Genomic DNA, 25,831 nt, shown 5'->3' with positions numbered 1-25,831 from the left:
GCTCCAGCTGATCGGCGTCGCCCGCGGGGCCACGGGCGGGAACCCGGCTCGATCAGCGCCGGCGCGCCGCGAGTACGGCCAGCCCGACGGAACTGACCATACCAGCCAGGGCGACCCCGAGGCCGAGGCCCTCGTCGGGGGTCCCCGGTCCCGGCGTCGTCGTGCCGGGGGTTCCCTCCCGCCCCGGAATCGGTTCGTCCGTCACGGGTGGCTCGGTGACCGGTTGCTCGGTTTCCGTTTCCTGTGGCTGTTCAGTGTCGGGTGAATCAGTCTCCAGCGGTGGTTCGGTCTCGGTATCCAGTGGTGGCTCTGTCGGTGTCTCGACCGGTTCTTCGGTTTCGATGGGCGGTTCGATAGTTTCCGTCGGTGTCCGTTCCTCGGTCTCCGCTGGCTCGTCCTCCGTCGGCTCCGTTTCGGTGAGCGTCTCGGTCGGCGACGGCTCAGACTCGTCCGGAGTCTCGGTTTCGTCCGCCGGTTCCGTCTCGGTGCCACCGGGTGGCGCTTCCCCGGCCGGCGTTTCGGTTTCGGTCGGCGTTTCAGTTGGCGATTCGGTCTCGGTTTCGGTCGGCGTTTCAGTTGGCGATTCGGTCTCGGTTTCGGTCGGCGTTTCAGTTGGCGATTCGGTCTCGGTCTCGGTTTCAGTTGGCGTGGCAGTCTCGGTCTCGGTCGCTGTCGCAGTCTCGGTGGCCGTTTCGGTCGTGGCCGGTGGCTCGGTCGTGATCGCCGGAACGTCGATCCGTGCTTCCTCCTGTTCGTTCACGGGAACCGGGTCGCCGTCCTCGGTCTCGGCGGTCACGTCGTACTCACCTGGATCGGGTGTGTCGGTCACGCTGTCGCCGGCTGGCACGTCCGAGACGAGCGTCTCGCCGGTCTCGCTCGTCAGCGTCACGACCACCGTCACGTCGTTGGGGTTCTCGACGGTCACCTCGGGACCCTCCTGCGTGACGGTGACGCTCTCGTAGTCCCGTTCCTCCTGTGCTTCCTCGTCGGCGCTCGCGGCCGACTGGGCGTTTTCGGCGATCTCGTCGGTGTCGGTGACACCTTGCTGGGCGGCCTCGCTGGCCGAGGACGCCGCCGCCTCCACCGCGATCACCTGCAGTTGCTCGATCTCGATCTCCTGGCGCTGGCTACGCTCGATAGCACCGTTACAGGCCCCTCTGGCCGCGGCCTGGATCTGGTCGACGTTCGCCGTCTGGGCCTGGCTCAGTGCGCCGGCGGCCGCGCCCTGCGTGATGGCCTGTATCTGGACGACGTTGACGACCTGCACCTGCACGGTCGCGCCTTCGCCCGCGCCCGCCGCGGCGGCCTGGATCTGCTCGACGTTGGTCACCTGGTTCTGGACCGCGGCCGCGGTCGCGCCCGCTGCCGCACCCGCCGCGGCCTGTTGGATCTGGACGACGTTGACGACCTGCACCTGCACCAGCGTGCCCCGGGCGGCCCCCGACGCGGCGGCCTGGATCTGCCGGATCGATGCCCGCTGGTGCTGGCTGATCGCCCCCTCCGCGCCGCCGGCCGCGGCCTGCTGGATCTGGGTGACGCTGGCCCGCTGGCGCTGGATCAGCGCACCGCTCGACCCGCCGCGGGCCGCCGCCTGAATCTGGGTGACGCTGGCTCGCTGGCTCTGGACCAGCGCGCCCTTCGCGCCGCCGATAGCGCCGTCCTGGACTTTCTTCGGATCGGCGTCGTCGTCGGTGATCGCGCCGCCCGCGCTCCCGAAGGCCGCGGCCTGGACCTGCTCGACGGCGATCTCCCGTGACTGGAGCAAGGCACCGTAGGCACCGCCCTGCGCCGCCTCCTGAATCTGGCTGACGGCGGTGCGCCGTCTCTGGACGGCCGCCTGGACCGAGCCGGCGGCCGCGCCCGCGGCGGCGAACTGCCGTTGCTCGACCGTGACGTTCCCCCGCTGCGCGAGCGCGCCGTGGCTCGCGCCCGCTGCCGCGGCCTGGAGTTGCGAGACGTCGGCGTTTTGGGACTGGCTGAGCGCGCCCAGCGTCCCGCCGTAGACCACCGCCTGCAGTTGGTCGATCTCGGCGTCCTGGCGCTGGACCAGGGCACCGTGACTCGCGCCTCTCGCGGCGGCCCGAATCTGCTCGACCGATGCCCCCTGCATCTGACTCGTTGCTCGCGCCGCGGCGGCTGCGGCCGCGTCGACCTGCCGCTGGCTCACGTCGACTCCCTGCTCCCGTACCAGCCGTGCGCCCGCCCGAGCGCCCTCTCGGGCCGCCTGCGTCTGCGCCTGGGTGAGCGCGTTCGGGTCACCGTTCTGGCGACTCGCCGCCGCCAGACTCCGCAGTTCGTCGTCGTAGGCCTGTATCGCCGCTGGGCCGGCGCTCCCCTCGCTGTCGGTGACGCCGTCGGGTGCCGAGTCGAGGACCGTGGGTCCGCCGACCGCGAGGGCGGCGACGAGGCCGAGAACCAGGATCGCCGCACCGGTCACGGACAGACCCGTCCTCATCGGCCACCCCGCCGGTCTGTACGTCCGTCAGTGCGCTGAACTCGTGTGTGCATTCGAAACTCCCCCAGTCGCTGTGGACCGTCACAGCACACCGCGCCCGTACCGCGAACCAGCGAATAAAGGCGCCCGACCGTTGCACGGCATCGTCGAGCGTCGCCCGATTCGCCAGTCCGTAAGTCCACCTTTCCCGACCGGTCGCCGGCCTTGCAGCTGGGGACGTGGGCTTATGGTCGTGGCCTCGGGAGGAGGGATATGCGACTCGACGGAGTACGCGTCCTCGACCTCTCGCGACTGTTGCCCGGCCCTTACGCGACGCAACTGCTCGCCGACGCCGGCGCGGACGTGATCAAGGTCGAGGACACGGACGCTGGGGACTACGCGCGAATCCTCCCACCGTACACCGACGCGGGCGTCGGTGCCATCTTCGATGCGGTCAACCGCGGGAAGCGGAGCGTCGCCCTCGACCTCAAGACCGACCGCGGCCGGGAGGCCTTCCTCGATCTGGCCGCCGAGGCGGACGTGGTGTTCGAGCAGTTCCGGCCCGGCGTCGTCGAGCGCCTGGGTGTGGATTACGAGGCCGTCCGCACGGTCAACGACGACGTGATCTACTGCTCGCTCTCCGGGTTCGGCCAGGACGGCCCACACGCCGACCGGGTGGGCCACGACCTCAACTACGTCGGCATGGCCGGCCTGCTGGACATGACCCGCGAGGACGAGGACAGCAAGCCACAGATGCCCGGTTACCCCGTCGGCGACATGGCCGGTGGGCTGTTCGCCGCGTTCAGTACCGTCGGCGCCCTGCTCTCCCGCGAGTTAGGCAACACCGGCGGCGAGTACGTCGACGTGGCCATGACCGACGTGGTGGCCTCCTTCTCCCAGGCCGTCGCCCACGACGCGCTCACCGGCGGCGACCCCCGCCCGGGCGACACGGAACTCTCGGGCTCGCTCCCCTGGTACGACACCTACGAGACCGCCGACGGCAACTACGTCACGCTCGCGGCGCTCGAACCGAAGTTCTGGGACGCCTTCTGCGAGGCAGTCGGGCGCGAGGACCTCGCGGACGCGCACATGACCGGCGATCCGGCCGAGCGCGAGGCCGTGCGCGAGGAACTCGAAGCCCTGTTCGCCGAGCGGACGCGTGACGAGTGGGAGGCCGAACTGGGCGACACCGAGGCGATGGTCGCGCCGGTCCGGACGCCCGCCGAAGCACTCGACAGCGAGGCCGCGGACGCTCGTGACCTGATCGACCACTCCGGAACCGTGCCCCGCGTGGGGTTCCCCGCTCAGTCGACCGCGGAACCGGAGGAGGCCGCCGGCGCGCCGCCCGGGCACGGCGAACACACCGACGACGTGCTCGAAGCGGCGGGATACGACGCCGACCGGATCGCATCGCTCCGCGAGGACGGCATCGTCGAGTAGTCGTCGATACTGGCGGCTCCGCCGGAGGGAGCTTTTTGTGCCGGGGCGGCGATTGCGGAGACCATGCAACCGGGCCTGCTCTTGCCGCCTGCGGACGTGATGGACCCGACCGGCGTCGCGACCACCGCCGAACAGCTTGGCTACGGCTCCGTCTGGATGCCCGAACTCTGGGGGAGCGACGCGTTCGTCCAGCTCTCGGCGGTCGCCGAGGCGACCGACAACGTCCAGTTGGGCACCGCCATCGCCAACGTGTTCTCCCGCACACCCGCCGTCCTCGCGATGGCCGCGGCCACCGTCGACCGCTACGCCGACGGCCGGATGGTCCTCGGCACCGGCGTCAGCACCGCCAAAGCCATCGAGGACCTCCACGGCATGGAGTTCGAGAACCCGGTCCGGCGCGCGCACGAGACCATCGCCATCGCCCAGCGCTACCTCTCGACCGACGACGGCACCGTTTCCTACGAAGGCAAGCTGTTCGAGGTCGAGGACTTCGAGCCGCTGGGACGGGAGGTGCCGGTCTACCACGCGGCGCTCGGCCCGGCCAACCGGCGGGTCGTCGCCCGGCTGGCCGACGGCTGGATTCCGCACAACGTGCCGTTCCCGGACCTGCCCGAGGCCTTCGAGGACATCGAGGGGACCGCGGCCGAAGCGGGGCGGGACGCCAGCCAGATCACGGTCGCACCCTACGTCCCCTCGGCGGTCAGCGACGACGACCCCGACGCTGCCCGTGACGCGATCCGGGGTCACGTCGCCTACTACGTCGGGAACGGCGAGGGCTACCGGAAGGCCGTCGCCCAGCGGTTCCCCGACCAGGCCGGGACGGTCGCGGAGCGGTGGCAGGCGGGCGACCGCGACGAGGCGAAGGCCGCGGTGACCGACGAGATGGTCCACGCGCTCGGCGTCGCCGGGACGACCGAGCAGGCCCGCGAGCGCCTGGCCGAGTTACAGGACGGGTTCGTGGATCTGCCCATAATCACGGTGCCGCGGCAGGCCGCCGGCGAGATGGCGATGTCGACGATTCAGGCGCTCGCGCCGGACGCGTGAGGAGCGGTAAGCTGTCGAGCGGATAGGATGCAGTGGCTGTGTTGAACAAGCATCCGCGCGAGCGGAGCGAGCGCGGTTCACCGCGAGCGCGCCATAGGCGCGACTCGCGGGAAGTTTTTATACTAAATTTTTGCGAGTAGTGCGGGACCGAAGGTCCCGCATACCATGCGAACGGGCGGCTTCGCCGCCCGTGAGCAGATGGGGGTGCCCGCAGGGCACCCTCCGAAGTAAAAATTCAGTAGGTGAACAGATCGACGCCGCCGGTGACGCCCATGACCTGGCCGGTGATGTACTCGGCCTGCTCCGAGGATAGATAGGCGACGAGGTTGGAGACGTCCTCCTCGCTGCCGAGTTTGTCCATCGGCGTGGCGCGGGCGATGTCGGCCCAGTGTTCGTTGATGTTCTCCAGCTGGTCGTGGGGCAGTTCGGCGAGGTCGCCGACGACGATGGTCGGCGCGAGGATGTTGGAGGTGACGCCCTCGGGTGCGCCTTCCAGGGCGAGCGTCTTCCCGAAGCCGATGAGGCCGGCCTTCGTTGTGGAGTAGGAGATCTGGCCGTAGCCGCCTTCCCAGCCGGCCAGCGAGGACATCGTGATGACGCGGCCCCAGCCCCGGTCACACATGTTGGGGAAGATTTCGCGGGTGATGTTGTACGTGCCCGTCAGGTTGACCGAGAGGTCGCGGTCCCAGATGCTGGGGTCGAGGTCGCCGGCCGTACCCACGGCGTCCACGAGGCCGGCGTTGTTGACGAGGATGTCGACGCCGCCGGTCGCGTCCTGCAGGTCGTCGACGACCTCGCTGACCTGATCGCGGTCGGTCAGGTCACACTCGATGGCGATGGCCTCGCCCTCGGCGTCGCTGTCGTTGATGTCGTCCGCCACGTCCTGTGCGCCGTCCTCGTCCACGTCGAGGACGACGACCTCCGCCCCTTCCTGGGCGAGTGTCTTGCAGTCTTCTTCACCGATGCGGCCCGCACCCCCCGTCACGAGGGCCGTCTTGTCGTCGAGTCCGAAATCCATTGCACCTGCCCAGTACCGAACACACTTTGTTAACAGTTCCTCCTCAGAAGGGAGGGGGGTTTATCAGTAGGGGCCACAGTGCCGTCGAAAAACAGCGGTAGCGGGCCGCTCCTGTGGGCCGGTTACTCGACGCCGACGATCTCCAGCACCGTCCGGTGGTCCTCGATGGCGTAGTCGATGGCGTCGTCGCCGACGACCCGGTGTCCGTCCCGGCCGACTTCGGCGGCGCGCTCGAAGGCGGTGCCGTTGTAGGCAACGGTATCGAGGCCCGCCTCCGTGCCGCCCTGCATGTCGTGATCGTAGCGGTCGCCGATCATCAGTCCGGTCGCGGGATCGATGTCGGCCTTCCCGAGCGCGTCCTCGAACATGCGCTGGTCGGGTTTCTTGTAGCCGACGGCTTCGGAGGTGGTCACGCCGTCGAAGGCGTCGTCGATGCCGAACTGGTCGAGCATCCGGTGGGCCTCGCGCGTGTCGATGTCCGAGACGATACCCAGATAGACGCCGGCGTCGTCCAGTGCCTGGATGGTCTCGACGACGTTGGGTTCGGTCTCCATCGCTGCCTTCGTCGCGGCCTTGAATCCGGGTTCCCAGTCATCGCGGTCGAGGTCGGCGTCGACGATGGCCTGGAAGGCCTTGTGGTACCCCTCGGCCGCGGACATGTACTCGGTCCCTTCGGCGGATTTGAAGTGTTCACCCAGCCGTTCCCGCCAGGTCTCCAGTGCGGGCTCGGGATCGAGGTCACGCTCCGTCGCGAACTCCCTGAGGAAGTCGACGTAGCCCTGTCGGATCGAGGGGAGCGAGACGATGACGCCGCCGATGTCGAAGAAGACGGCTTCGTACTCGGTCATGCGACCTCGTAGCGGCGGACGCCGTGGTCGTCCGTCTCGCTCGTGAGGACGCCCTCGCCTTCGAGGTGGGCCAGCGCGCTGGCGGTCTCGATGACCAGGTACTCCATGTTTCGGTCGCCCGAGCGCTGGAACGCGATCTCGACGGCCGTCGAGCCGCTCCCGTCCTCGAGGGCTTCCCGGGTCCGGTCGAGCAGGCGGTCCAGACTCTCGCGGTCGTGCTGGACCCGCGCTTTGAACTCGGTGTGGGGGTCGTCGTGGCCGGTGAACACGCGGTCCACGTCGAGGTCCGCCAGCGTATCGAGTGCGGCGTAGAACTGCCCGATGGCGTCCTCGTAGCCGTCGTCGAAACCGACGTGCATCGCGACGGGGCGGAAGGTGCCCAGCGCCATGTCGCCCGAAAAGAGGACGCGCTCGCCGTCCAACTCGGCCAGATAGCAGAGGTGGTCGGCCTGGTGGCCGGGCGTGTGAACCGTCTCGACGGTGAGCGGGCCGACCTCGACGGTCTCGCCGCGGCCGAGCCAGTGGTCGACGGCCTCGCTGGGGAGGAGACTGCTGTCGCGTTTCAGCGATTCGACGGACATCTCCACCGCGTCGTCGAGGTACTCGCCCTGAACGCCCGCCGCCTTGGCGTTCGCACGGACGGTGTCGCCCAGGTCCTCGGGGTCACGCTCGAAGCGGCGCTGGATCGAGGCGGGAGCGTACACTTCGGGATCGGCGGCGTCGATGACTGCCTGTACCTGCCCGATGTGGTCGGTGTGCGGATGGGTGACGACCAGGTGTTCGATGTCCGCGAGTTCGTAGCCGTGGGTCGCGATGTCGTCGGTCAGTTCCTCGCGGGCCGTCTCGCCCGCCATCCCGGCGTCGAACAGAATCGGTTCGGCACAGTCGACGAAGTACGCGGCGACGTTCTCCGGCGGCCAGTCCACGCTACACTCCAACCGATGAACCGTCGTCGACTCCTGCATTTGCTCTGCTTGCTCGTTCATTTTCAGAATAGGAGAGTCTTCCGACAGATAAACGTTCCCCTAGAACACAACAATGGAAACTAATACCTGCAAAAACAGCAACAGAGCCAGTTATTTGGGGCAGTTTATTTAACGGTGTGTACGATTTAGTCGTCCAGTCGGTCCCGGGCCGAGTTAGTGGATCACTCGTCGTCCCGGAGTTTGTACTTTTGGATCTTCCCGCTGGTCGTCCGGGGGAGGCTGTCGACGAACTCGACTTCGCGGGGGTGTTTGTACTCGGCCAGTTCGTCGAGTGCGAACTGTTTGATCTCCTCGGCGGTCACGTCGTCGCCGGGCTCGACATCCGGGCGGGCGACGACGTAGGCGACGGGAATCTCGTTCCGGCGCTCGTCGTCGATCCCGACGACGGCGGCCTCGGCGACGGCGTCGTGTTCGGTGAGCAGTTCCTCGACCTCGCTGGGGTAGACGTTGTACCCGGCGGTGACGATGACGTGTTTCTTCCGGTCGACGATCTCGTAGTAGTTGTCCCGGTCCCGCCGGGCCACGTCGCCGGTCCGGAAGTAGCCGCGTTCGGTGAACGCCGCCTCGGTCGCCTCGGGCATGTGGTGGTACCCTCTCATCACCTGCGGGCCACGGACGAGGAGTTCGCCCTCCTCGCCCGGCATCACTTCCTCGCCCGACTCGTCGACGATCTTCGAGTCGGTCATCTGGAGGGGCTGGCCGACGGTCCCCTCGCGGTGGCCGAACGCCGTTTCGTTTTCCGTGTGCGTCGCGCCGCAGGTCTCGGTCAGACCGTACCCCTCGGTGATGTCGACGCCCGCTGTCTCCTCGAACTCACGCTGGACGGCGACGGCCATCTTCGCGCCGCCCTCCGCCGCGACCTCCAGACTCGACAGGTCGTGATCGCCGAAGGCGTCGTCGTTGACCATGTCGACGTACATCGTCGTGACGCCGACGAAGTGGGTGATTCCCAGGTCCTCGATGGTCGCCATCGCGTCGGCGGCGTCCCACCGCATCGCGCTCCGGAGGTGGAGCGATCCGCCGTACAGCAGCGGCTGCCACCCGCAGTGGATAAAGCCCGTGATGTGGTACATGGGCAACCAGATCAGGCTCTTGAGTTCCGCGGGCGTCAACGGGGCTTTCTCGTCGTCGTCGACCAGCATGTCGATGCCCTGCGCGCGGACGTTCCGGTGGGTCAACTGCACGCCCTTTGGCTGGCCAGTGGTCCCGCTGGTGTACGGCTGGAGTGCCACGTCCTCGCCGTCTCGGTCGACGTGGGTCGGGTCGCCCGCCACGTCGTCGACGTGGTGGTCGTCGTCGGGCACCTGTTCGCGGTCGCCCGCCGTGATGACCACCGGGTCCACGTCGGTCTCCGCCAGGGCGTCGTCGACGGTACCCCGGAGCCACCAGTGGGTGACGATGGCCTCGGCGTCCGTGTCCTCCAGCTGGTGGACCATCTCCCGGGGCTTGTACTGTGGGTTCATGAACGAGACCGGTGTCCCCGCCTTCAGTCCACCCAGCGAGGCGATCACGTAGGTCGGCCCGTTGGGCAGGTAGAGGACGATCCGGTCGCCCGGTTCCAGCCCGAGGTCGTGGAGCCCGCCGGCGAACTCCGCCGACCGGTTCCGTAACTCCGCGTGTGTCAGCGTCTCGCCGTCCATCTCGACGGCCGTCAGGTCGCCGTCGGCCTCCGCTGTCCGGTCGTGCAATTCCGCGGCGTTGCCCTCGAGCGGTTCGTCGCCGAGATCCTGAAAGTCCATGGCACCCGATACCATTCAGCATCATTAATAACTACCGTCGTTCACGTACGCGAACTGGTAGGAAGTGAGCGGTAGTCAGCCCCTGAGGGCTTCGACGGGGCGCTCGTTGGCGGCCCGCCAGGCCGGGTACGCGCCCGCGACGAGACTGGTGCCGATGCCGAACGCGACGGCACCGACCAGGTAGAGGATGGAACCCGACGTGAACGCGAAGGGACTCCCGAGGAAGATGGCGTTCGCGGCCAGCACGACCAGCAGGGCCAGGGCGATGCCGATACCCGCGCCGATGGCTCCCAGCAGAGCGGCCTCCACGAGCAGGATGCGCAGGATGTCGACCTTCGAGTAGCCGACCGCCCGGAGGACGCCGATCTCCTCGCGTCGTTTGGTCACCGACATCAGCATCGTGTTGGCGATGGAGACGCCGGCGACCAGCAGCGACAGCGAGCCCAGACCCGCCAGGAACACGTTGATTCCGTTGACGATGGACTTGAACAGGCGCACGAGCGACGTGAGCTCGAAGACGATCAGCGTGTCTTTCCGCCCGTTGAACTCCTCGCGCAGTGCCGTGGCCGCGGCCTCGGCCTCATCGACCGATTCGGTGGTGATACGAACCTGCCCGTACCGTCGATCACCGGTCGCTTCGATGGGCAGGTAGACCTGATCGACGCCGAACGCCTGGGTTTCGGCCAGCACGGCCGTCACGCGGTAGGCCCGGAACTCGGCGGTCTCGCCCTCGTCGGTCCCCGGCGACAGCACGATGCGGTCGCCGGGGTCGAGGTCGTAGTCCATCGCGAACTCGTGAGAGACGACGGCGCTGCGCCGCCAGTTCGTCGGAATCTCTCCCGCCGCGACCTCGTAGAGCCGGCGCGGGTCGTCGAGATACGTCACCGAGAGGGACCGCTGGCGATTCGACCGGACCCGATACTCCATCGAGCGCGACTCCGTGGCGACGATGCCGGCCCCGCCGACCGTCTCGTCGATCCGCATCAGGTCGGTCCGGTCGAAGTACCGATCCGCCTTGTCGAAGCCAGGCGAGACGTAGACGTTCGTCGCCCCCTGCTCCTGAATCCGGTCGAGCTGGCTCTCCTTGAACGCCGCGCCGCCGGCCCCGATGGCTCCGATGGCCACGACGCCGATCATGATCGCCGCGGCCGCCAGCAACGACCGCGTGCGTGCCCGCGAGATGTTCCGCCGGGCGATGACGACCGAGGGGAACCGGCCCGTGATCCGTCGGAGCCAGCTCATCGCCACACCTCCGTCCCCGACATCAGTCCAACGCCTCCACGGGCCGTTTGTTGGCCGCCTTCCACGCCGGATACAGGCCCGCGACCAGCGCGGTCACGACGCCGAAGACGACGCCGATCCCGACGTACCTGAGTCCCGCCGCGGTGAACGCGAACGGATCGCCGAGCAGGAGCTGGTTGACCGCCATCCCGATGCCGAGTGCGAGGGGTGCGCCGATGGCCGCTCCGACCACGCCGAGGATCGTCGACTCGGCGACGAGGAGACTGACGACCGCCCGTTTGGGATAGCCGTAGGCCCGGAGAACGCCGATCTCGCTCTCGCGCTCGATGGCCGCCATCAGCATGGTGTTGGCGATGGTGACCGCAGCGACGAGCAACGAGATCGCGCCGACGCCGATCAGGAACTGGTTGACGGTGCCGAAAAACTCCGTGAACTGCTCGCGTTGCTCCTGGACCTGCTCGACCCGGACGAACTGCTCGCGGGCGTTGAACTCCCGCTCGATGGCCTGGGTCGCGGCGTCGACGGACCCGGTCGTCGTGTCGACCCGGACGATAGCCTGCTCGTAGCCGTCGCTCTCGAACTGCGACGCCGGGACGAAGACCGTCTGGTCCGCCCCTAGCGGCGCGCTAAAGCCCTGTGGCTCCAGCACCGCCGCGATCTCGAAGCTCCGGTCGAACTCGTCGGTGACGTTGACCCGGAGCCGGTCGCCAGGCTCCAGATCGTTCTGGTCGGCGATCCGCGACCCGATCACGACGGTTCGTCGCCAGTTGTCCGGGATCGTCCCGTTCCGGGCCTCGTAGAACTCGCCCGGGTTCTCCAGCCCTTTCACCTGGGCCATGAACAGGAGCGTCCCCGACTGGGTCTGGACGAACGAGCCGGCCGGCTCGTGGACGGGCAACACCGTCGCACTGCCGGCGGCCTGCCTGATCCGGTCGATGTCACCGTCCGAGAGTTCCGTGTTGGTCAGGTTGCCGTCCTCGAACTTGATGTCGGGCTCGACGGTCGCCGTGCCGCCGAAGCCCTCGTAGGCCTCCAGTTGGTCCTGTTTGAACGCCTCGCCGCCCGTGCCGATGGCCCCGATGGCCACGACGCCGATGACGACGGCCGTGATTGCCAGCGCCGAGCGCAGCGTCGCACGCGAGAGGTTCCGCCGGGCCAGCGCCAGCGTCGGAAACCGCCCGGCGAGCCAGCGGAGCGGGTTCACGGATCGGGACCCTCCTCGAAGTTGGCCCGCCGGCTCTCCGTGTCCCGAATCCGCCCGTCGATGAGTGTCACGACGCGGTCCGCGGCCTCGGCCACGTAATCGTCGTGGGTCACCGTGACGACGGCGACGTTCTCGTCGGTGCGGAGTTCGTCGAACAACTCCAGAATCCGGTCGCCGGTGTCCCGATCCAGGTTCCCCGTCGGCTCGTCGGCCAGCAGGATGTCCGGGTCGTTGATCAGCGAGCGCGCGATGGCGACGCGCTGTTTCTGCCCGCCGGAGAGTTCGTCGGGATAGTGGTCGAGCCGGTCGCCCAGGCCGACGCGTTCGAGCAACTGCGTCGCTCGCTCGCGCGTCTTCGTGGGCGTCCGGTCGAGCATCCGGGGCATCTCGACGTTCTCTAACGCGGTAAGCGTCGGGATCAGGTAGAAACTCTGGAAGACGAACCCGATGGTCTCCTTGCGTTTCCGTGTCTGCTCCCGGTCGGTGAACGTCGACACGTCCTCGCCGCGCAGGCGCACGTCGCCGCTCGTCGCCACGTCCAGCAGGCCGAGCAGGTTGAGCAGGGTGGACTTGCCGCTCCCGGAGGGACCGACGACCGCGACGAAGTCGGCGGGCGCGATGCCGAAGTCGACGCCTTTCAGCGCCCGGACGACCTGCCCGCCCGTCTCGTACTCCTTGACCACGTCGGTCCCGCGGATGATCGCGTCCGTCGGGATCGTCTCACCCGTCGTGCCGGCACCGAATCCGTCCTCGTCCGGGTCGGGTGCCACAGCGGTCACCCCCGCCGGCGGTAGATCACGACCGCCGCGATCAGGGCCACGAGCACGACGATCGGCACGATGGGGAGCCCGCCTCGCTGTGGCGACCGATCCGGCATCGCGGCCTGCGTGACCGGAAGTTCGGTCGTGTAGTTGCGCCGGACGCCGTCGACCACGTAGCTCACCTCGACGGGGACCGTCGAGACGTTCCCCCGGATCGACGGCGTGAGCGTGAACGACGAGAAGTCGCTCGCGTCGACCGACCCGACGAAGTACTTCTTGCGCCCGACGTTCTCGGCCTCACCCGTCGAGACGATGACCGATTTCACCTCGTCGGAGCCGACGTTGCTCGCGGTGGCGGTGATCTCGACCGTCCCGCCCCTGGCGACCGCTTCGACGCCGGTCAGCACTACGTCGCCGGGATTGGGGGGCGCGTCGAACGCCGCCTGGAACCGGTCGGTCACCTGCTTGCGGGTGCCGTCGTCGGTGTAGTTCAGCGTCACCGTCACCGGGTAGGTGCCGCTCTCGGCGACGCGTGCGGGGAACCGGAAGTCGGTGGTCTCGCCGGCCTGGAGCCGGGAGGTGACGCGCTCGCTCGCGGTGAAGGTCGCGACCGGCGAGTCGACGGCCACTTCCACCTGGCTCAGGTCGCCGTCGAGGCCGTTCGCGACGGTGACGTTGACCGGCCGGGTCGTCCCGGGCAGTCCGTCGGCGACCGAGAGGGCCAGTTGCGGGCCGTCGACGGCGGCGGTCCCGCTCGGCGTGTCGAGGCTGACCGTCCGCTCCAGTTCCTGGGTCTGGCCCATCGTGTTCGTGTATTCGAGGACCGCCGTGAGACTGGCCGTGTCACCGTCGGGAACCGACCCGGAGTAGGTGAACGTCCGCTTGGTGCCGGGTTCGAGCTTCGCGTCGAGCCGTTCCGGATCGTCGATCCGGACGTTCCGGCCGTCGACGGTGAGATCGAGGTTCCGGATGGCCTCGCGCTGGCCGTTCGAGACGTTGACCGCGATCTCGCGGTACTTGCCGACCGATCCAGCAACGTCGATGCTCATCTTCGGGCCGCTCTCGGAGACGACCACCGTCACCGGATAGTGGAACTGGACCAGTTCGTCGTCGGCCGTCTCGACGGAGACGGTCAACTGGAGCTTCTTCACACCGGGTTCCTCGAACGTCGTCGTCAGCGGCGCGTTCACCGACCCGCCGGGGGTCAGCGTCCCGAGATTTCTGACCTGGCCGAACCGCTCGAAGCCGGACCGACTCTCCAGCCGAACCGTCCGGACCTCCGCGGACTCGGAACTGGCCGCCGCGTTCGAGATCTCGGCGCTGATCTCGACCAGATCGCCGGGACCGGGCTGGGAGGGCGTGATTTCCACGTTGCTGAGCGAAATCTGTGGCCCGGCGGACTGGGTACTGTTCGCCGTGTTCGCAGCCGCGAGCGGTGCGCCGGCCGCGGACGCGACCAGCAACACCGTGATAGCGATCGCCGTCACCGCCGATAGCGGCCGTGAGAGGACGCTACTCATGGCTGCAACCTCGGAGGGGAAGGACAGTTGGGGACCATCGTCCTATGCGTAGGTCTCCCACTTCTTCCCATTAGAATTTTTTTACTTGACATTGGTAGCGGGGAAATTCACACACCCGACCCGCCGCCCGCCGGCCCCGCCTGTATGTGCAGATTTATTAACATTGAGGTTGAACGCGGCATTGTTGATTAACAATGGTAACTGAAACGGAGGCAGCACGATGAGAGAGCAGTTCGCAGTCGAGGGCCAGACCGCTATCGTCACGGGTGCGTCCCAGGGGATCGGTCGGTCCATCGCCGAGCGGTTCGCCGACGACGGGGCCGACGTGGTCATCTGCTCGCGCGAGCAGGAGAAAGTCGACGAGGTCGCCGAGGGCATCAACGCCGAGGACGGCGGCGAGTGTCTCGCCATCGAGTGTGACGTGACCGAGCGCGACGCGGTCGAAGCGCTGGTCGAGGCCACAGTCGAGGAGTTCGGCAGCGTCGACATCCTCGTCAACAACGCCGGGGCTTCCTTCATGGCCAACTTCGAGGGCATCAGCGAGAACGGCTGGAAGACAATCGTGGACATCAACCTCCACGGTACCTACCACTGCACGCAGGCCGCGGGCGAGGTCATGCGCGAGGGCGACGGCGGCGTGATCGTCAACTTCTCGAGCGTCGCGGGCAATCGCGGTGCGCCGTTCATGAGCCACTACGCCGCCGCGAAAGCCGCGGTCTCGAACCTCACGTCGACGCTCGCGCACGAGTGGGCCGACGATGGCATCCGTGTGAACTGCATCGCCCCTGGCTTCGTCGCCACGCCCGGTGTCGAGAGCCAGATGGGGGTCAGCGCCGACAACATCGACCGCTCGGAGGTCGACCGCCAGATCGGTCTCGAAGAGGAGATCGCCGACCTGGCCCAGTTCCTCGCCAGCGACGCGTCCTCGTACATCACCGGCGAGACCATCACGGCGAAGGGCGTCCCGGACATCATGGAAGATCCGGACATCTAGGTCCGCGACAACCCGCTTCGATTTTTTCGGCCCGTCCCGTGAGTCGCACCGATAGCACCGCCTCACGGTCGAACTGGCGCGCCGAGGCGGCAACTTATTTGCCGGTCCCGGTCGGTGAGATGGTATGGCACGCGACGTATTCCTGCCGGTTGCGGCACAGCCCAGCGTGGATACCCTCGTCGAACAGGCCCAGACCGCGGAGGAGCTGGGATACGACCGCGCGTGGCTCCCCGAGACCTGGGGCCGGGACGCGGTGACCACACTCACGAGCATCGCCCACGGCACCGACGAGATCGGCATCGGGACCTCCATCATGCCCATCTACTCCCGGTCGGCCGCCCTCATCGGCCAGACCGCCGCCACCCTCCAGGAAGTCTCGGACGGCCGTTTCCGCCTCGGCCTCGGCCCGTCGGGTCCCATCGTCATCGAGAACTGGCACGGCAAGGACTTCGCCAACCCGCTGAAGTACACCCGCGAGACCGTCGAGGTCGTCAAGCAGGTCCTCTCCGGCGAGACCGTTAGCTACGACGGCGAGTACTACGACCTCGACGGGTTCCGCCTGCGCTGTGAGCCGCCCGAACAGATGCCCCAGATCGACGCCGCCGGGATGGGGCCCAAGTCCGTCGAACTCGCCGGGCGCTTCGCCGACGGCTGGCACGCCCTGATGCTCACGAAAGACGGCCTCCGCGATCGCCTGGAGGACTTCGACCACGGTGCCGACCTCGGTGACCGGGACCGGAGCGACCAGGAAGTCACGGTCTCGCTGACCTGCTGTGTAGACGAGGACCGCGAGCGAGCGCGCAGACTCGTCAAACAACACATCTGCTTCTATATCGGCGGCATGGGCACGTTCTACCGGGACGCGCTGGCCCGCCAGGGCTACGAGGACCTGGCCCACGACATCGCGGACAACTGGGACGACGGCGACCGCGAGGAAATCGTCGCGGAGTTCCCGGACGATCTACTCGACGAACTCGCGGTGGCGGGCACACCGGAGGAGTGCCGGGACCGCATCGACGAGTTCGAGGCCATCGACGGCGTCACCTCCGCATCCGTCTCCTTCCCCCGCGCGGCCGAACAGGCGGACATCCAGCGGACCATCGAGACGCTCGCACCGGATAACTGATAGGAACGCGTATCTTTGACGAGGGGACTCGTCCGGGACCGAATCGGCCACCCGAGTCACCTCGTCCACATTCCGGAGCGAGAGGCGGGAAAATATTATATGGTAGGCACTGTATAACACAGCCAACTGTTAAGACAGATACTATTCACTTTTACACTTCTATTATGAAAGGCTATATATGCAGTAAACGTTAATTGGGTTCCTATGCGTGGAGAATCCACATTAGATGCCGTCGATAGGCGGTCGTTCATGAAGCGTTCGCTCGGTACTGCAGGGCTCGTCGGTGCCGCTGGACTCGCCGGGTGTTTCGGCGACGACGGCAGTGGGAGCGGTGAGGCCCCCGGTGCAGACGGCGAGATGGTCATGACGACCTCGACCCAGGACACTGCGGCCTACACGATGAGTACGGTCATCGCAAACGTCGTCAACCAGAACAACGACACGGTGAGCGTACAGGCCCAGCCCAGCGAGGGGACCAACGCTAACATCGGTCGACTCAGCCAGGACCAGTCCGACATCGCCTATATTCAAAACTGGACGGCGAGCAAGATCGCAAACGGGGAGAAGCCGTTCAAGAACCTCGATTTCACGCCGGTCCAGACCTTCCACCTGTACGACCTGGCCTGGTTCATGTGTTCGGCCAACGACGGCTGGACCAGCGTCGAAGACATCGGTCAGGGCGACCGGATTTCGCCGACCCCGAGCGGTTCGGGGACTGCGGAGATGCTCGAATACGCGCTCAGTTTCGCCACGGAGGACTACGAACGCATCAGTATCGGCTACGGCGAACAGGGCAGTGCGATGAGCGAGGGCCGCCTGGACGCCGGAGCCGGTACCTTCGTCAACCTCGCGGTCGAGCCGAGTTGGCTCCAGCAGATGAAGAGTACGGTCGACCTCCGCCTGCTCCAGTTCCCCAGCAACGTGGTCTCCGAACTCGAACAGGACCCGTCGATCATCATGAGCGAGGTCGACACGACGCAGTTCGAAGGGTACGGGTACGCGCCCGACACGCTGAACACGCCGGCGCTCGCCTACAACTTCGTCACCCGGGACGACTTCGACTACGACACGCTCTACACGTTCCTGGAGACGCTGTGGGCCAACCGCGACGGCCTCGGGGAGCAGAACGCACTGCTCGGCCGGATGGAAGAAGGCGAGTTCTGGATCGAGAACGGGTACACGACCCTGCCGTTCCACCCCGCGGCCGCCGACTTCTACAAGGAACAGGGCATCTGGAACGACGAGTACACGGTCGCCGAACAGTAGCGTCCGGGGCCGAGTGCCGCCGCAACCACGTTTTCGATTACTATGACCGATATCACGTCAGAAACCGAGATTTGGTCGCCGCGTGAGGATCTTAGCGCCTTCCGCGACCGGGGGATAGCCGAACAAGTACTGCTGGTCCTGATCACGCTCATCGGCGTCGGTCTCACCGCCGTGACGCTGTACTTCGCCTGGGCCAGACCCCTCGTCCGTGCCAAGTTCGCCGTCGGCTTCTTCGGCGTCGGGACGGCCCTGTACTACCTCGCACAGGCCCTGTCAGTCGCCGAGGACCCGACCGACCGCAGCGACGCGACCGTGGTGACGGACTGGCTGTCCGACCGGCCGTATCGACTCGTCAGGATCGTCGACGGCCTCGTCTGCGTCGCGCTGGCGGTCGCCGCCATCGCGGCCAGCTACCACGTCTTCACCAACTACCTGCGCCTCGACGGTCCGGCTCTCATCTCCGGGTTCCGGAACCTCGACCTGTACGTCGGGCTGATCATCGTCACCCTGGCGATCGACGCGACACGGCGGGCCTACGGCTGGTCTATCGCCCTCGTCGCAGTCGGTTCGGTACTCTACGCCTACTTCGGGGAACTGATGCCCGGCTTCCTCCAGCACCCGGGGTTCTCCCTCGAGGGTGTCGCGACCTACGGTGCGGTCCGGCTCACCGGTGCCTTCGGGTTCATCATGGAGATCGGTGCCACCTGGGTCGCCATCTTCATCATGTTCGCCGGACTCGCCCGCGAGTTCGGCGCGCTGGACGTGATCCTGGGCCTCGGACAGAAACTCGGTGAGAACCTGAAGAGTGGTGTCGTCCACGTCGCCGTCATCTCCAGCATGGCGATGGGGTCGATCACCGGGAGCGCGGCCGCCAACGCCGCGACCACCGGCTCCTTTACGATCCCGATGATGAAAGAGCAGGGCGTGCGGAAGGACTACGCGGCCGCCATCGAGAGCGTCGCCTCCTCCGGCGGGCAGATCATGCCGCCCGTGATGGGCGTCGCCGCGTTCCTGATGGCCGACATCCTGGGCGTCTCTTACGTCCGGGTGATCCAGGCTGCGATCATCCCGGCGCTCCTGTTTTACTTCTCCGTCGGGGTCGCCGTCCAGTTCGCCGTCCTTCGGTACGGCTGGACGACCGAGAACACGGACGGCCCCGGTATCCTGGCGTCCCTGTTCAGTCAGGCTGCGCTGTTGAAGACGCTGTACGCGCTGGTCGTCGTGGGCGCGTTCTACGTGATTCGGTCCGTCGTCGGCCGCAGTCTCTTCGAGGCGGCCGCGGCCGCACTGGGTGCGCTCGTCGCCGTCCGCCTGGTACAGGCCGTGGCACTGTCGGGGGCCGACACCAGCCCCGCCGAGGACTTCGCGAGTGCGGTGGCCCGCTTCTTCGACGGCACGCACTTCGCCATCCCGATGTCGGTGCTGGTCTACACGCTCGTGGTCATGCAGCTCTCGCCGATGGCCGCGGGCCTGTACACCTCACTGACGATGATCGGGACGATGGTTCTGGGGAATCCGGTCGCGACGCTGGCCCGCAACCTCGGCGGCATCACCGACGAGGGTGACGCCGACGCCACCGATTCCGGCGTCCCGATCCGAACGACTCTCGTGCGGACGCTCGATGCGTTCGCCGGGACTGTCTACCGGACGCTCAAGGGATTCCGTCGCGGCGCGATGGACATGGCCCCGCTCGTGGGTGTCCTGGCCGCGATGGGTATCATCATCAGCATGCTCACCCAGACCGGGTTGACCGCCGAGATCAGCGTTCGGATGGTCGCGCTGGGCGGCGGCATCCTGCTCATCGTGCTGATCCTGGCGATGATCACGAGCATCCTGTTCGGCCTCGGAATGCCGACGCCGGCGGCCTACATTCTCGTCGCGACGCTTCTGGTGCGGCCGCTGGTCGAACTGGGTGTGACCCAGATCACGGCCCATCTGTTCGTGTTCTACTTCGCGATGCTGTCGGCGATCACGCCGCCGGTCGCGGTCGGTGTCGCCGTCGGCTCCCGGATCGCCAACAGCGGGTTCATGATCTCGGCCAAGCAGGCGCTGAAGATCGGTGCGGCCGGCTTCCTGATCCCGTACGCGCTCGTGGCCAACGACAGCCTCGTCAACTGGTCGCTGACCGCGACGCCGGTCGCGGTGTTCTGCGTGTTCATCGGCGTCATCGCGCTCACGGCCACGACCATCGGCTTCGACGGCCGGCACGTCCTGGGGGTCCCGCACCGGGCGGCGTACCTCGGCCTCGCCATGGTGGCACTGTACGCCCCAGCGATGAGCGTCTACGTCGGGAGCGGCGTGACGATGATGCTGCAGATCACCGCGGCCGCCATCGCGCTGGCCGGCCTCGCGCTGACCCAGATCGACCGACTGCCCACGGCCATCACGCCCGCGCCACGAGCGCGGGACCGCTGACCGCAGCGTTCTCTCTCCCCCGCCGATTTTTAGAGTGAACGCCGCACCGACGACCGTCCAGCGACGCCTGCGGGGGACAGTATCAGTCCTGAATACGGAGACGATGGATACTTTGCACCGTCCCCTGCTACAGTGGCTATGCTCGCGTCGGATACCCTGGATGTGCTGGTCGTTGACGACAGTGACTTCTTCGTGAGCGTCACCGCCGACAAACTCGGCGAGGAACACGGGATCGCGACGCGAACCGCAAACAGCGGTGCCGAGGCGCTGTCGATCCTCGAAGACGAATCCGTCGACTGCGTGGTCAGTGACTACCAGATGCCGGAGATGAACGGACTCGAACTGTACCGGCGGATCGAGGATCGGTACGGCATCCCGTTCGTCATGGTGACCGGCGAGGGCGACGAGATGGTGGCCAGTCACGCCATGAGTGCCGGCGTCGACGAGTACTTCAAGAAAGACGAGATCGCGGCCCAGGACCGGCTGGAACTGCTCGCCAACCGGATCAAAAACGTCGTGGCGCAACAGCGGGCCCGCAACCGGTACGAGATGCTCGTCGACAACACGCCCGACGAGATCGTCCACGTCGACACCGACGGCACCATCGTCGCCGCCAACAGCGCGATGGCGACCTCCTTCGGGGCCGACGAAGAAGACCTGATCGGCCAGCAACTCGGCCACGTGGTGCCGGGCGACGTGGCGCAGGGGCGGATCGAGGAGGGCAAGCGGGCAATCACCGCCGGGAGCGCGGTCACCTTTCAGGACAGTATCGGCGTCCGTCACTTCCACAACATCGCCGTCCCGATCACGGAGGGCAGTGGCGACGAGTCCTTCCAGCTCATCTCGCGGGACATCACCCAGCAGAAACGCCGCGAACGGGAACTGGCCGCGACGAACGAGGAACTGGCGGTCATCAACCGCCTCGTGCGACACGACATCAACAACGACGTGCAACTCCTCCTCAGCTGGGCCGAAGTCGCCAAACAGTCCGCGGAGGGCGAGCCCTGGGAGTATCTCGACCGCATCGAGGACGCCTCCGAACACATCGCAGAGCTGACAACCGTCGTCGGCGACATCGTCGACTCCATCGCCCACGGTGAGACGTTCGACCTCGAACCGGTCCCGCTGGAGCCCGTCGTCACCACCGAGGTCGAGAAGCGCCGCACGGCCGACGACGTGACAATATCCGTCGTCGGGGACGTGCCGTCGGTCGACGTCTGCGCCAACGAGCTACTCCGGTCGCTCGTCGGTAACCTCCTGAGCAACGCCGTGCGCCACAACGACAGCGACGACCCGACCGTCTGGGTCGTCGTCGAGGAGGAAGCCGAGGACGTGATCGTCAGCGTCGCCGACGACGGCCCCGGCATCCCGGACGACCAGAAAGACGAGATCTTCGGCAAAGGTGAGATGGGGACCGAGAGCCCGGGCACCGGAATCGGGCTGTACCTCGTCAACCGACTCGCAGAGGCCTACGGCGGCCGCGTCTGGGTCGACGACCGCGAGGACACGGACATCCCACCCGAATCCACACCGGGGGACAGCGGGGCCGTGTTCAGAGTACGGATCCCCAAATACACTGCCTAGCGCGGTTCGAATAGCTCCCGTCGCCCAGCCCCCGAAGTTCGTCCTGACCGGCACTTGTTATACTAGCGGAAAGATTGAAAACAAGTTCAATTGAACATACTGGCGTGGGGATATGAACCGGAGACAGTACCTGCAGGCAGTCGGCATCGGCGTGGCAACGACTGGCGTATCCGGAGTGGCGAACGCCCGGGGCCGGGGTCGACCCGGAGCCGACGGCCTGACCACGACACTGACGACGACGGGGGAGACCAGCGACCTCGACGAGGACGCGGAGATCACCTGTGGCGGCGCGACGGTCGTCACTGGGACTATCGTCGCCGCGAACGGCTGTGCGGAACCCGCAGTGGCCAGCGCGAGCCTGACCGACGGGACGCTCCGACTGGAACTGGAGACGGTCGACGACACCGGGCCACTGACGTTCTGCACGCAGGCGCTGGTCGGCCACGAGTACGTCGCGACGGTCGCGGGCTACGACGACGCGCCTGACGAGGTCGTCGTCGTCCACAACGGCACGGAAGTCACGAAGAAGTCCTGTGACGGCGGCTCGGGCGACGTGTTCGTGACGACCGGAACCGGCAACGAGACCGAGGACTCGGCCGACGCGGTCTGTGGCGGGGTGCCCGTCGTCCGTGGGACCATCGTCGCCTCCGACACGTGTAGCGACCCGAAACTGGCCGACGTGTCCGAATCCGACGGGACCGTCCGCTTCGAGGTGGTTACCGAACGACCCGAAGATGCCGATGTGTGCACACAGAAGATCGTCAGCCACGAGTACGTCGCGGTCGCGCCTGGCCTCGACGACGCGCCCGAGGAGATCGTCGTCGTCCACGACGGCGAGACGGTGACGGAGACGACCTGTCTCACCGCCGACGGCGGCGACGGCGGAGACGACGGCGGAACTGGCGGCTTCTTCGGCCGCCTGTCCGGCGCGTAGATAACGATCGGGGTGGAACCCGAGTTAACAGATTTTTCCGAGCGGTCGTCGCTGAAAGCCGCTGGTAACCCCTCAGGCCTGGTGTGTAACTATTTTAGGGGTGCCCGCCGCAGACACAGTATCTCCATGACAGGCTATACCGGTTCGGATCTGTTCGTCGACGCGCTGGAGCAGTACGGCGTCGAACACGTCTTCGGCAACCCCGGGACGACGGAGTTGCCGGTCCTCGACGCGATCAGTCGGAGCGACCTCGAATACGTCCTCGGACTGCACGAGGACATCGCGGTCGGGATGGCTTCGGGCTACGCAAGTACCCGCCGCTACCACGCCCATCACGACGAGAACGTGATGCCGGCCGGCGTCGTCAACCTCCACATCACGCCCGGCCTGGCCCACGGCGTCGGCAACACCTACGCCGCCCAGTTCGCGGGCACACCGCTGGTCATCACCGCCGGCAACCACGAGCGGGACTTCCGCCACGAGGAACCACTCCTCCACGGCGATCTGGAGGCGATGGTCGACCAGTTCACCAAGTGGTCCGACGAAGTACTCGACGTGACGGCCCTGCCGACGATGCTCCGGCGCGCCTTCCGCGTCGCGCTGACACCGCCGACGGGACCGGTCTTCCTGGGACTTCCCCAGGATGTGATGCTGTCCGAGACCGACCCAGAGGCAATCGAACCGCTGGGCCCGATCCCGAACGCCGGGCCGGGCGACGCCGGCCAGATCGAGCGGGCGGCCGACCTGCTCGCCGAGGCCGACGACCCCGTCCTGATCCTGGGCGATCACGTCGCTCGCTCGGGGGCCGATGCCGTCGACGCCGCCGTCGACTTCGCCGAGGCCGCCGGCGCGCGCGTCCACGCAGAGATACTCTCTTGCGAGGTGAACTTCCCCGGCGAACACCCGCAGTGGATCTCCCACATCCCGCCCAACGAAGGCGTCGCGAGCATGCTCATGGACACCGACACGCTCGTGTTCGTCGGTACGTCCACCCACACGACCCTGCTGAACCACGAGAACGCGCTGGTCGACAGCGACACCACCTGCATCCACATCTCCGACGACGCCTGGGAAGTCGGGAAGAACCACCCGGCACAGGCCGCCGTCGTCGGCGACCCCGGCCTCGTCATGGACCAGCTGGCCGAGCGTCTCGAAGACCGGATCGACGACGCGGAGCGAGAGCGCCGGATCGACAGCGTCGAGACCACCAAGCAGGCGCTGGCCAGTACGATCCAGTCGATGAGCGAGGACGAGACACCCGAGGGCGAGACCCGTGCCTCCAAGGCCGAACTCGTCGACGCGCTCAAAGCGACCGCGCCGGACGCCTACATCGTCGACGAGGGCGTCACCTCCAAGTACCCCCTCCTGATCCGCTGGGAGATGGAGGCCGAACAGATGATCTCGAACAAGGGCGGCGGCCTCGGCTACGGCCTCCCCGCCTCGGTCGGCGCGGCCCTGGCCGAATCGATGACCGAGGACCCCCGCGACGTGGTAGGGTACATCGGCGACGGCTCGTACCTCTACTACCCGCACTCGATCTACACCGCGGCCCGCCACGACCTCGACCTCACCGTCGTGATCCCGGACAACCGCAATTACCGCATCCTGAAGGACAACACTATCTCCATCTTCGGCGGTGACGACGAGGACCACGACTACGTCGGGATGGACTTCGAACCGCCGGTCGACCTCGTGAAAAACGCCGAGAGTCACGGCGCGCGGGGCCACCGCGTCGAGACGGCCGACGAGATCGCCGACACATTCGCCGACGCGCTGGATCGGGAGGGCACGGACGTACTGGACGTGCTGGTCCACGACTGAATCGCCCTCACCGACCCGCCACGGGCTGTCCGGTCGACAGGTATTTTTTCGACGGGGCGACTACCGCCGGATCGTGCAGAATCCGCTGTGGCGGCTGACGCGCAACGCGTACGGTCGGCAGATGTACGAGGCCCTCGCCGACCTCGGGATCAAAGTCGCCAAACTCGACCAGTACGTCTGCGACCTGACGACCGTGCCCGACCCCACAGCGCCCGCCGGCGTCGTTATCGACTGTCGCCGCGCGGGGGAACTCGACCGGTCGGAGGCCGATGCCTTCGTCGAACCGGCCCCCATCGACCGGGTGATCACCGCCCGGATCGACGGCGACCTCGTGGGCTACTGCTTCCTGAGCCACAACCGCCCGGTCTACGTCGAGGCGCTGGACTCGGAGCGCCTGTTCGACGGCGCGTACGTCTGGCGGGTGTTCGTCGACCCCGACCACCGGAACCGGGGCATCGCCACGGCGCTGGTCAGCCGGGCACTCCGCGAGGCGGCGAGTCGGGGCGCAAACCGCGCAAACGCACTCGTCGCCGTGGACAACGTCCCCTCCAGGCGCGTCTTCGCCGCCAACGGGTTCGAACCGGAAAAGCGCGTCAGCTACTACCACCTGTTCGGGTTCGAGCGCCGCAGGACGAAACCCCTGTAGTGCCGAACGGACCCGAACGGGGCGGCATACGGCCCTATATAGTACTTTTAGTTACCTTTATACAGTCAGTTATATTTCGGTATAAACAGGGAAGGGGCCCATGACCGACGTCAAAACACACGTTCGAACAGCCGTGCGGAACGTCAGGCGACAGGTCGACCGGCGGAAACCACCGGCCGACGAGGAGTACATGCTGTTCAGTCTCGGCGTCGCCGACTACATCAGCCTCGTGGCGCTGTTTTTCGGCTGGACGGCGACGATGTTGATCGCGACCGGCGAACCCAACTGGGCGCTCGTCTCCATGTTGATCGCCTTCGGCTTCGACAAACTCGACGGGTTCTACGCCCGGGAGTTCGGCGAACCGACGACGATGGGCCGCCACATCGATGCGTTCATCGACGTGTTCACCTATCTCGTTCCCGCGGTCGCGATCTATCACTTCGTCCTGTCGCCCGCCACGTTCCTCAGCGTCGTCGTCGGCTTCACCGTTCTCGCGTTCGGGCTCCTCCGACTGGTTCGGTTCGCCAGCGAGGGACTCGACGACGACGAGGGCACGAGTTACTACCGGGGGATCACCGTCGTCCACCTCAACGTGCTGGTGGTCGCCAACTACTTTCTCGCCGCCTTCTTCGGCCAGTGGAACGGCTGGCTGGCCGCCGCGACCGTCCTGCCCGCCGCACCGCTGATGATCTCGAACTACCGGAGCTACAAGACCGTCGGCAGTCACACCGTCGCTGGACTGCTGGCGCTCGTCGTCGTCGCGCTCGCGCTGGTCCTCGAATTCGGGGTCTGAATCTCGATCGTCGCGG

Annotated in this window: 20 protein-coding genes; 11 read left to right on the top strand and 9 right to left on the bottom strand. The window is 66.9% G+C overall.

The features are described 5' to 3' along the window. Positions 1–52: 52 nt before the first annotated feature. Positions 53–2,455, bottom strand: a complete 2,403-nt coding sequence (locus ACOZ4N_RS07045; protein ID WP_424019221.1) for a hypothetical protein — start codon at positions 2,453–2,455, stop codon at positions 53–55. A gap of 252 nt (positions 2,456–2,707) precedes the next feature. Between ACOZ4N_RS07045 and ACOZ4N_RS07040 the strand changes: the two genes are divergently transcribed. Both ACOZ4N_RS07040 and ACOZ4N_RS07035 read left to right on the top strand, forming a co-directional pair. Beyond that, positions 2,708–3,874, top strand: coding sequence for a CaiB/BaiF CoA transferase family protein (locus tag ACOZ4N_RS07040; protein ID WP_424019220.1), 1,167 nt, complete (start codon positions 2,708–2,710; stop codon positions 3,872–3,874). A 63-nt stretch (positions 3,875–3,937) separates the two neighbouring features. Further along, positions 3,938–4,918 carry an LLM class flavin-dependent oxidoreductase gene (locus tag ACOZ4N_RS07035; RefSeq protein WP_424019219.1) on the top strand — a complete coding sequence of 327 codons (981 nt, stop codon included), beginning with the start codon at positions 3,938–3,940 and terminating at the stop codon, positions 4,916–4,918. A 235-nt stretch (positions 4,919–5,153) separates the two neighbouring features. Here the strand turns inward: ACOZ4N_RS07035 and ACOZ4N_RS07030 are convergent, their stop codons facing one another. The 8 genes from ACOZ4N_RS07030 to ACOZ4N_RS06995 all read right to left on the bottom strand — a co-directional run bounded on the left by ACOZ4N_RS07030 (position 5,154) and on the right by ACOZ4N_RS06995 (position 14,236). Further along, entirely contained in the window at positions 5,154–5,936 is a 783-nt protein-coding gene (locus ACOZ4N_RS07030) for an SDR family NAD(P)-dependent oxidoreductase (protein ID WP_424019218.1), read from the bottom strand. Between the two features lie 122 nt (positions 5,937–6,058). Further along, a complete protein-coding gene (locus ACOZ4N_RS07025) occupies positions 6,059–6,784 on the bottom strand; it encodes an HAD family hydrolase (RefSeq protein ID WP_424019217.1) in 726 nt (241 codons plus the stop codon). Next, a complete protein-coding gene (locus ACOZ4N_RS07020) occupies positions 6,781–7,770 on the bottom strand; it encodes an MBL fold metallo-hydrolase (protein WP_424019216.1) in 990 nt (329 codons plus the stop codon). Before ACOZ4N_RS07020 ends, ACOZ4N_RS07025 begins: the two co-directional genes overlap by 4 nt. 161 nt (positions 7,771–7,931) lie before the next feature. Further along, positions 7,932–9,509: a class I adenylate-forming enzyme family protein gene (locus tag ACOZ4N_RS07015; RefSeq protein WP_424019215.1), complete on the bottom strand. Its 1,578-nt coding sequence runs from the start codon at positions 9,507–9,509 to the stop codon at positions 7,932–7,934. Between the two features lie 75 nt (positions 9,510–9,584). Beyond that, positions 9,585–10,751: an ABC transporter permease gene (locus ACOZ4N_RS07010; RefSeq protein ID WP_424019214.1), complete on the bottom strand. Its 1,167-nt coding sequence runs from the start codon at positions 10,749–10,751 to the stop codon at positions 9,585–9,587. 22 nt (positions 10,752–10,773) lie between these two features. Beyond that, a complete protein-coding gene (locus tag ACOZ4N_RS07005; RefSeq protein ID WP_424019213.1) occupies positions 10,774–11,955 on the bottom strand; it encodes an ABC transporter permease in 1,182 nt (393 codons plus the stop codon). Next, the gene (locus tag ACOZ4N_RS07000) at positions 11,952–12,671 is read right to left on the bottom strand and encodes an ABC transporter ATP-binding protein (RefSeq protein WP_424019939.1); all 720 of its coding nucleotides are present in this window, start codon (positions 12,669–12,671) and stop codon (positions 11,952–11,954) included. The genes ACOZ4N_RS07005 and ACOZ4N_RS07000 overlap by 4 nt, the downstream gene beginning before the upstream one ends. Before the next feature lie 59 nt (positions 12,672–12,730). Beyond that, positions 12,731–14,236: a hypothetical protein gene (locus tag ACOZ4N_RS06995; protein ID WP_424019212.1), complete on the bottom strand. Its 1,506-nt coding sequence runs from the start codon at positions 14,234–14,236 to the stop codon at positions 12,731–12,733. A gap of 220 nt (positions 14,237–14,456) precedes the next feature. Between ACOZ4N_RS06995 and ACOZ4N_RS06990 the strand changes: the two genes are divergently transcribed. The 9 genes from ACOZ4N_RS06990 (at position 14,457) to ACOZ4N_RS06950 (ending at position 25,815) form a co-directional block, all read left to right on the top strand. Continuing rightward, a complete protein-coding gene (locus ACOZ4N_RS06990; protein WP_424019211.1) occupies positions 14,457–15,230 on the top strand; it encodes an SDR family NAD(P)-dependent oxidoreductase in 774 nt (257 codons plus the stop codon). Between the two features lie 124 nt (positions 15,231–15,354). Further along, the gene (locus ACOZ4N_RS06985; RefSeq protein WP_424019210.1) at positions 15,355–16,356 is read left to right on the top strand and encodes a TIGR04024 family LLM class F420-dependent oxidoreductase; all 1,002 of its coding nucleotides are present in this window, start codon (positions 15,355–15,357) and stop codon (positions 16,354–16,356) included. Positions 16,357–16,605: 249 nt separating this feature from the next. Then, the gene (locus ACOZ4N_RS06980; protein WP_424019209.1) at positions 16,606–17,622 is read left to right on the top strand and encodes a TAXI family TRAP transporter solute-binding subunit; all 1,017 of its coding nucleotides are present in this window, start codon (positions 16,606–16,608) and stop codon (positions 17,620–17,622) included. 42 nt (positions 17,623–17,664) lie between these two features. Beyond that, positions 17,665–20,037 carry a TRAP transporter permease gene (locus tag ACOZ4N_RS06975; protein WP_424019208.1) on the top strand — a complete coding sequence of 791 codons (2,373 nt, stop codon included), beginning with the start codon at positions 17,665–17,667 and terminating at the stop codon, positions 20,035–20,037. 138 nt (positions 20,038–20,175) lie between these two features. Then, the gene (locus ACOZ4N_RS06970) at positions 20,176–21,621 is read left to right on the top strand and encodes an ATP-binding protein (protein ID WP_424019207.1); all 1,446 of its coding nucleotides are present in this window, start codon (positions 20,176–20,178) and stop codon (positions 21,619–21,621) included. Between the two features lie 112 nt (positions 21,622–21,733). Continuing rightward, positions 21,734–22,555 (top strand): hypothetical protein, encoded by an 822-nt coding sequence (locus tag ACOZ4N_RS06965; protein ID WP_424019206.1) that lies wholly within the window; start codon positions 21,734–21,736, stop codon positions 22,553–22,555. 126 nt (positions 22,556–22,681) lie between these two features. Further along, the gene (locus tag ACOZ4N_RS06960; protein WP_424019205.1) at positions 22,682–24,376 is read left to right on the top strand and encodes a thiamine pyrophosphate-binding protein; all 1,695 of its coding nucleotides are present in this window, start codon (positions 22,682–22,684) and stop codon (positions 24,374–24,376) included. A gap of 73 nt (positions 24,377–24,449) precedes the next feature. Then, positions 24,450–25,022 carry a GNAT family N-acetyltransferase gene (locus tag ACOZ4N_RS06955; protein ID WP_424019204.1) on the top strand — a complete coding sequence of 191 codons (573 nt, stop codon included), beginning with the start codon at positions 24,450–24,452 and terminating at the stop codon, positions 25,020–25,022. Between the two features lie 100 nt (positions 25,023–25,122). Continuing rightward, positions 25,123–25,815, top strand: a complete 693-nt coding sequence (locus tag ACOZ4N_RS06950; protein WP_424019203.1) for a CDP-alcohol phosphatidyltransferase family protein — start codon at positions 25,123–25,125, stop codon at positions 25,813–25,815. Positions 25,816–25,831 lie beyond the last annotated feature (16 nt).

It is taken from the genome of Halorientalis pallida (assembly GCF_049605515.1).
GTDB lineage: Archaea > Halobacteriota > Halobacteria > Halobacteriales > Haloarculaceae > Halorientalis > Halorientalis pallida_A.
This window is presented reverse-complemented; position numbering and strand designations above follow the sequence as displayed.

What these genes read in the sequence shown, in the direction of transcription:
- ACOZ4N_RS07045 (WP_424019221.1), bottom strand. Translation starts at nt 2,455, where the DNA reads ATGAGGACGGGTCTGTCCGTGACCGGTGCGGCGATCCTGGTTCTCGGC.
- ACOZ4N_RS07040 (WP_424019220.1), top strand. Translation starts at nt 2,708, where the DNA reads ATGCGACTCGACGGAGTACGCGTCCTCGACCTCTCGCGACTGTTGCCC.
- ACOZ4N_RS07035 (WP_424019219.1), top strand. Translation starts at nt 3,938, where the DNA reads ATGCAACCGGGCCTGCTCTTGCCGCCTGCGGACGTGATGGACCCGACC.
- ACOZ4N_RS07030 (WP_424019218.1), bottom strand. Translation starts at nt 5,936, where the DNA reads ATGGATTTCGGACTCGACGACAAGACGGCCCTCGTGACGGGGGGTGCG.
- ACOZ4N_RS07025 (WP_424019217.1), bottom strand. Translation starts at nt 6,784, where the DNA reads ATGACCGAGTACGAAGCCGTCTTCTTCGACATCGGCGGCGTCATCGTC.
- ACOZ4N_RS07020 (WP_424019216.1), bottom strand. Translation starts at nt 7,770, where the DNA reads ATGAACGAGCAAGCAGAGCAAATGCAGGAGTCGACGACGGTTCATCGG.
- ACOZ4N_RS07015 (WP_424019215.1), bottom strand. Translation starts at nt 9,509, where the DNA reads ATGGACTTTCAGGATCTCGGCGACGAACCGCTCGAGGGCAACGCCGCG.
- ACOZ4N_RS07010 (WP_424019214.1), bottom strand. Translation starts at nt 10,751, where the DNA reads ATGAGCTGGCTCCGACGGATCACGGGCCGGTTCCCCTCGGTCGTCATC.
- ACOZ4N_RS06995 (WP_424019212.1), bottom strand. Translation starts at nt 14,236, where the DNA reads ATGAGTAGCGTCCTCTCACGGCCGCTATCGGCGGTGACGGCGATCGCT.
- ACOZ4N_RS06990 (WP_424019211.1), top strand. Translation starts at nt 14,457, where the DNA reads ATGAGAGAGCAGTTCGCAGTCGAGGGCCAGACCGCTATCGTCACGGGT.
- ACOZ4N_RS06985 (WP_424019210.1), top strand. Translation starts at nt 15,355, where the DNA reads ATGGCACGCGACGTATTCCTGCCGGTTGCGGCACAGCCCAGCGTGGAT.
- ACOZ4N_RS06980 (WP_424019209.1), top strand. Translation starts at nt 16,606, where the DNA reads ATGAAGCGTTCGCTCGGTACTGCAGGGCTCGTCGGTGCCGCTGGACTC.
- ACOZ4N_RS06975 (WP_424019208.1), top strand. Translation starts at nt 17,665, where the DNA reads ATGACCGATATCACGTCAGAAACCGAGATTTGGTCGCCGCGTGAGGAT.
- ACOZ4N_RS06970 (WP_424019207.1), top strand. Translation starts at nt 20,176, where the DNA reads ATGCTCGCGTCGGATACCCTGGATGTGCTGGTCGTTGACGACAGTGAC.
- ACOZ4N_RS06965 (WP_424019206.1), top strand. Translation starts at nt 21,734, where the DNA reads ATGAACCGGAGACAGTACCTGCAGGCAGTCGGCATCGGCGTGGCAACG.
- ACOZ4N_RS06960 (WP_424019205.1), top strand. Translation starts at nt 22,682, where the DNA reads ATGACAGGCTATACCGGTTCGGATCTGTTCGTCGACGCGCTGGAGCAG.
- ACOZ4N_RS06950 (WP_424019203.1), top strand. Translation starts at nt 25,123, where the DNA reads ATGACCGACGTCAAAACACACGTTCGAACAGCCGTGCGGAACGTCAGG.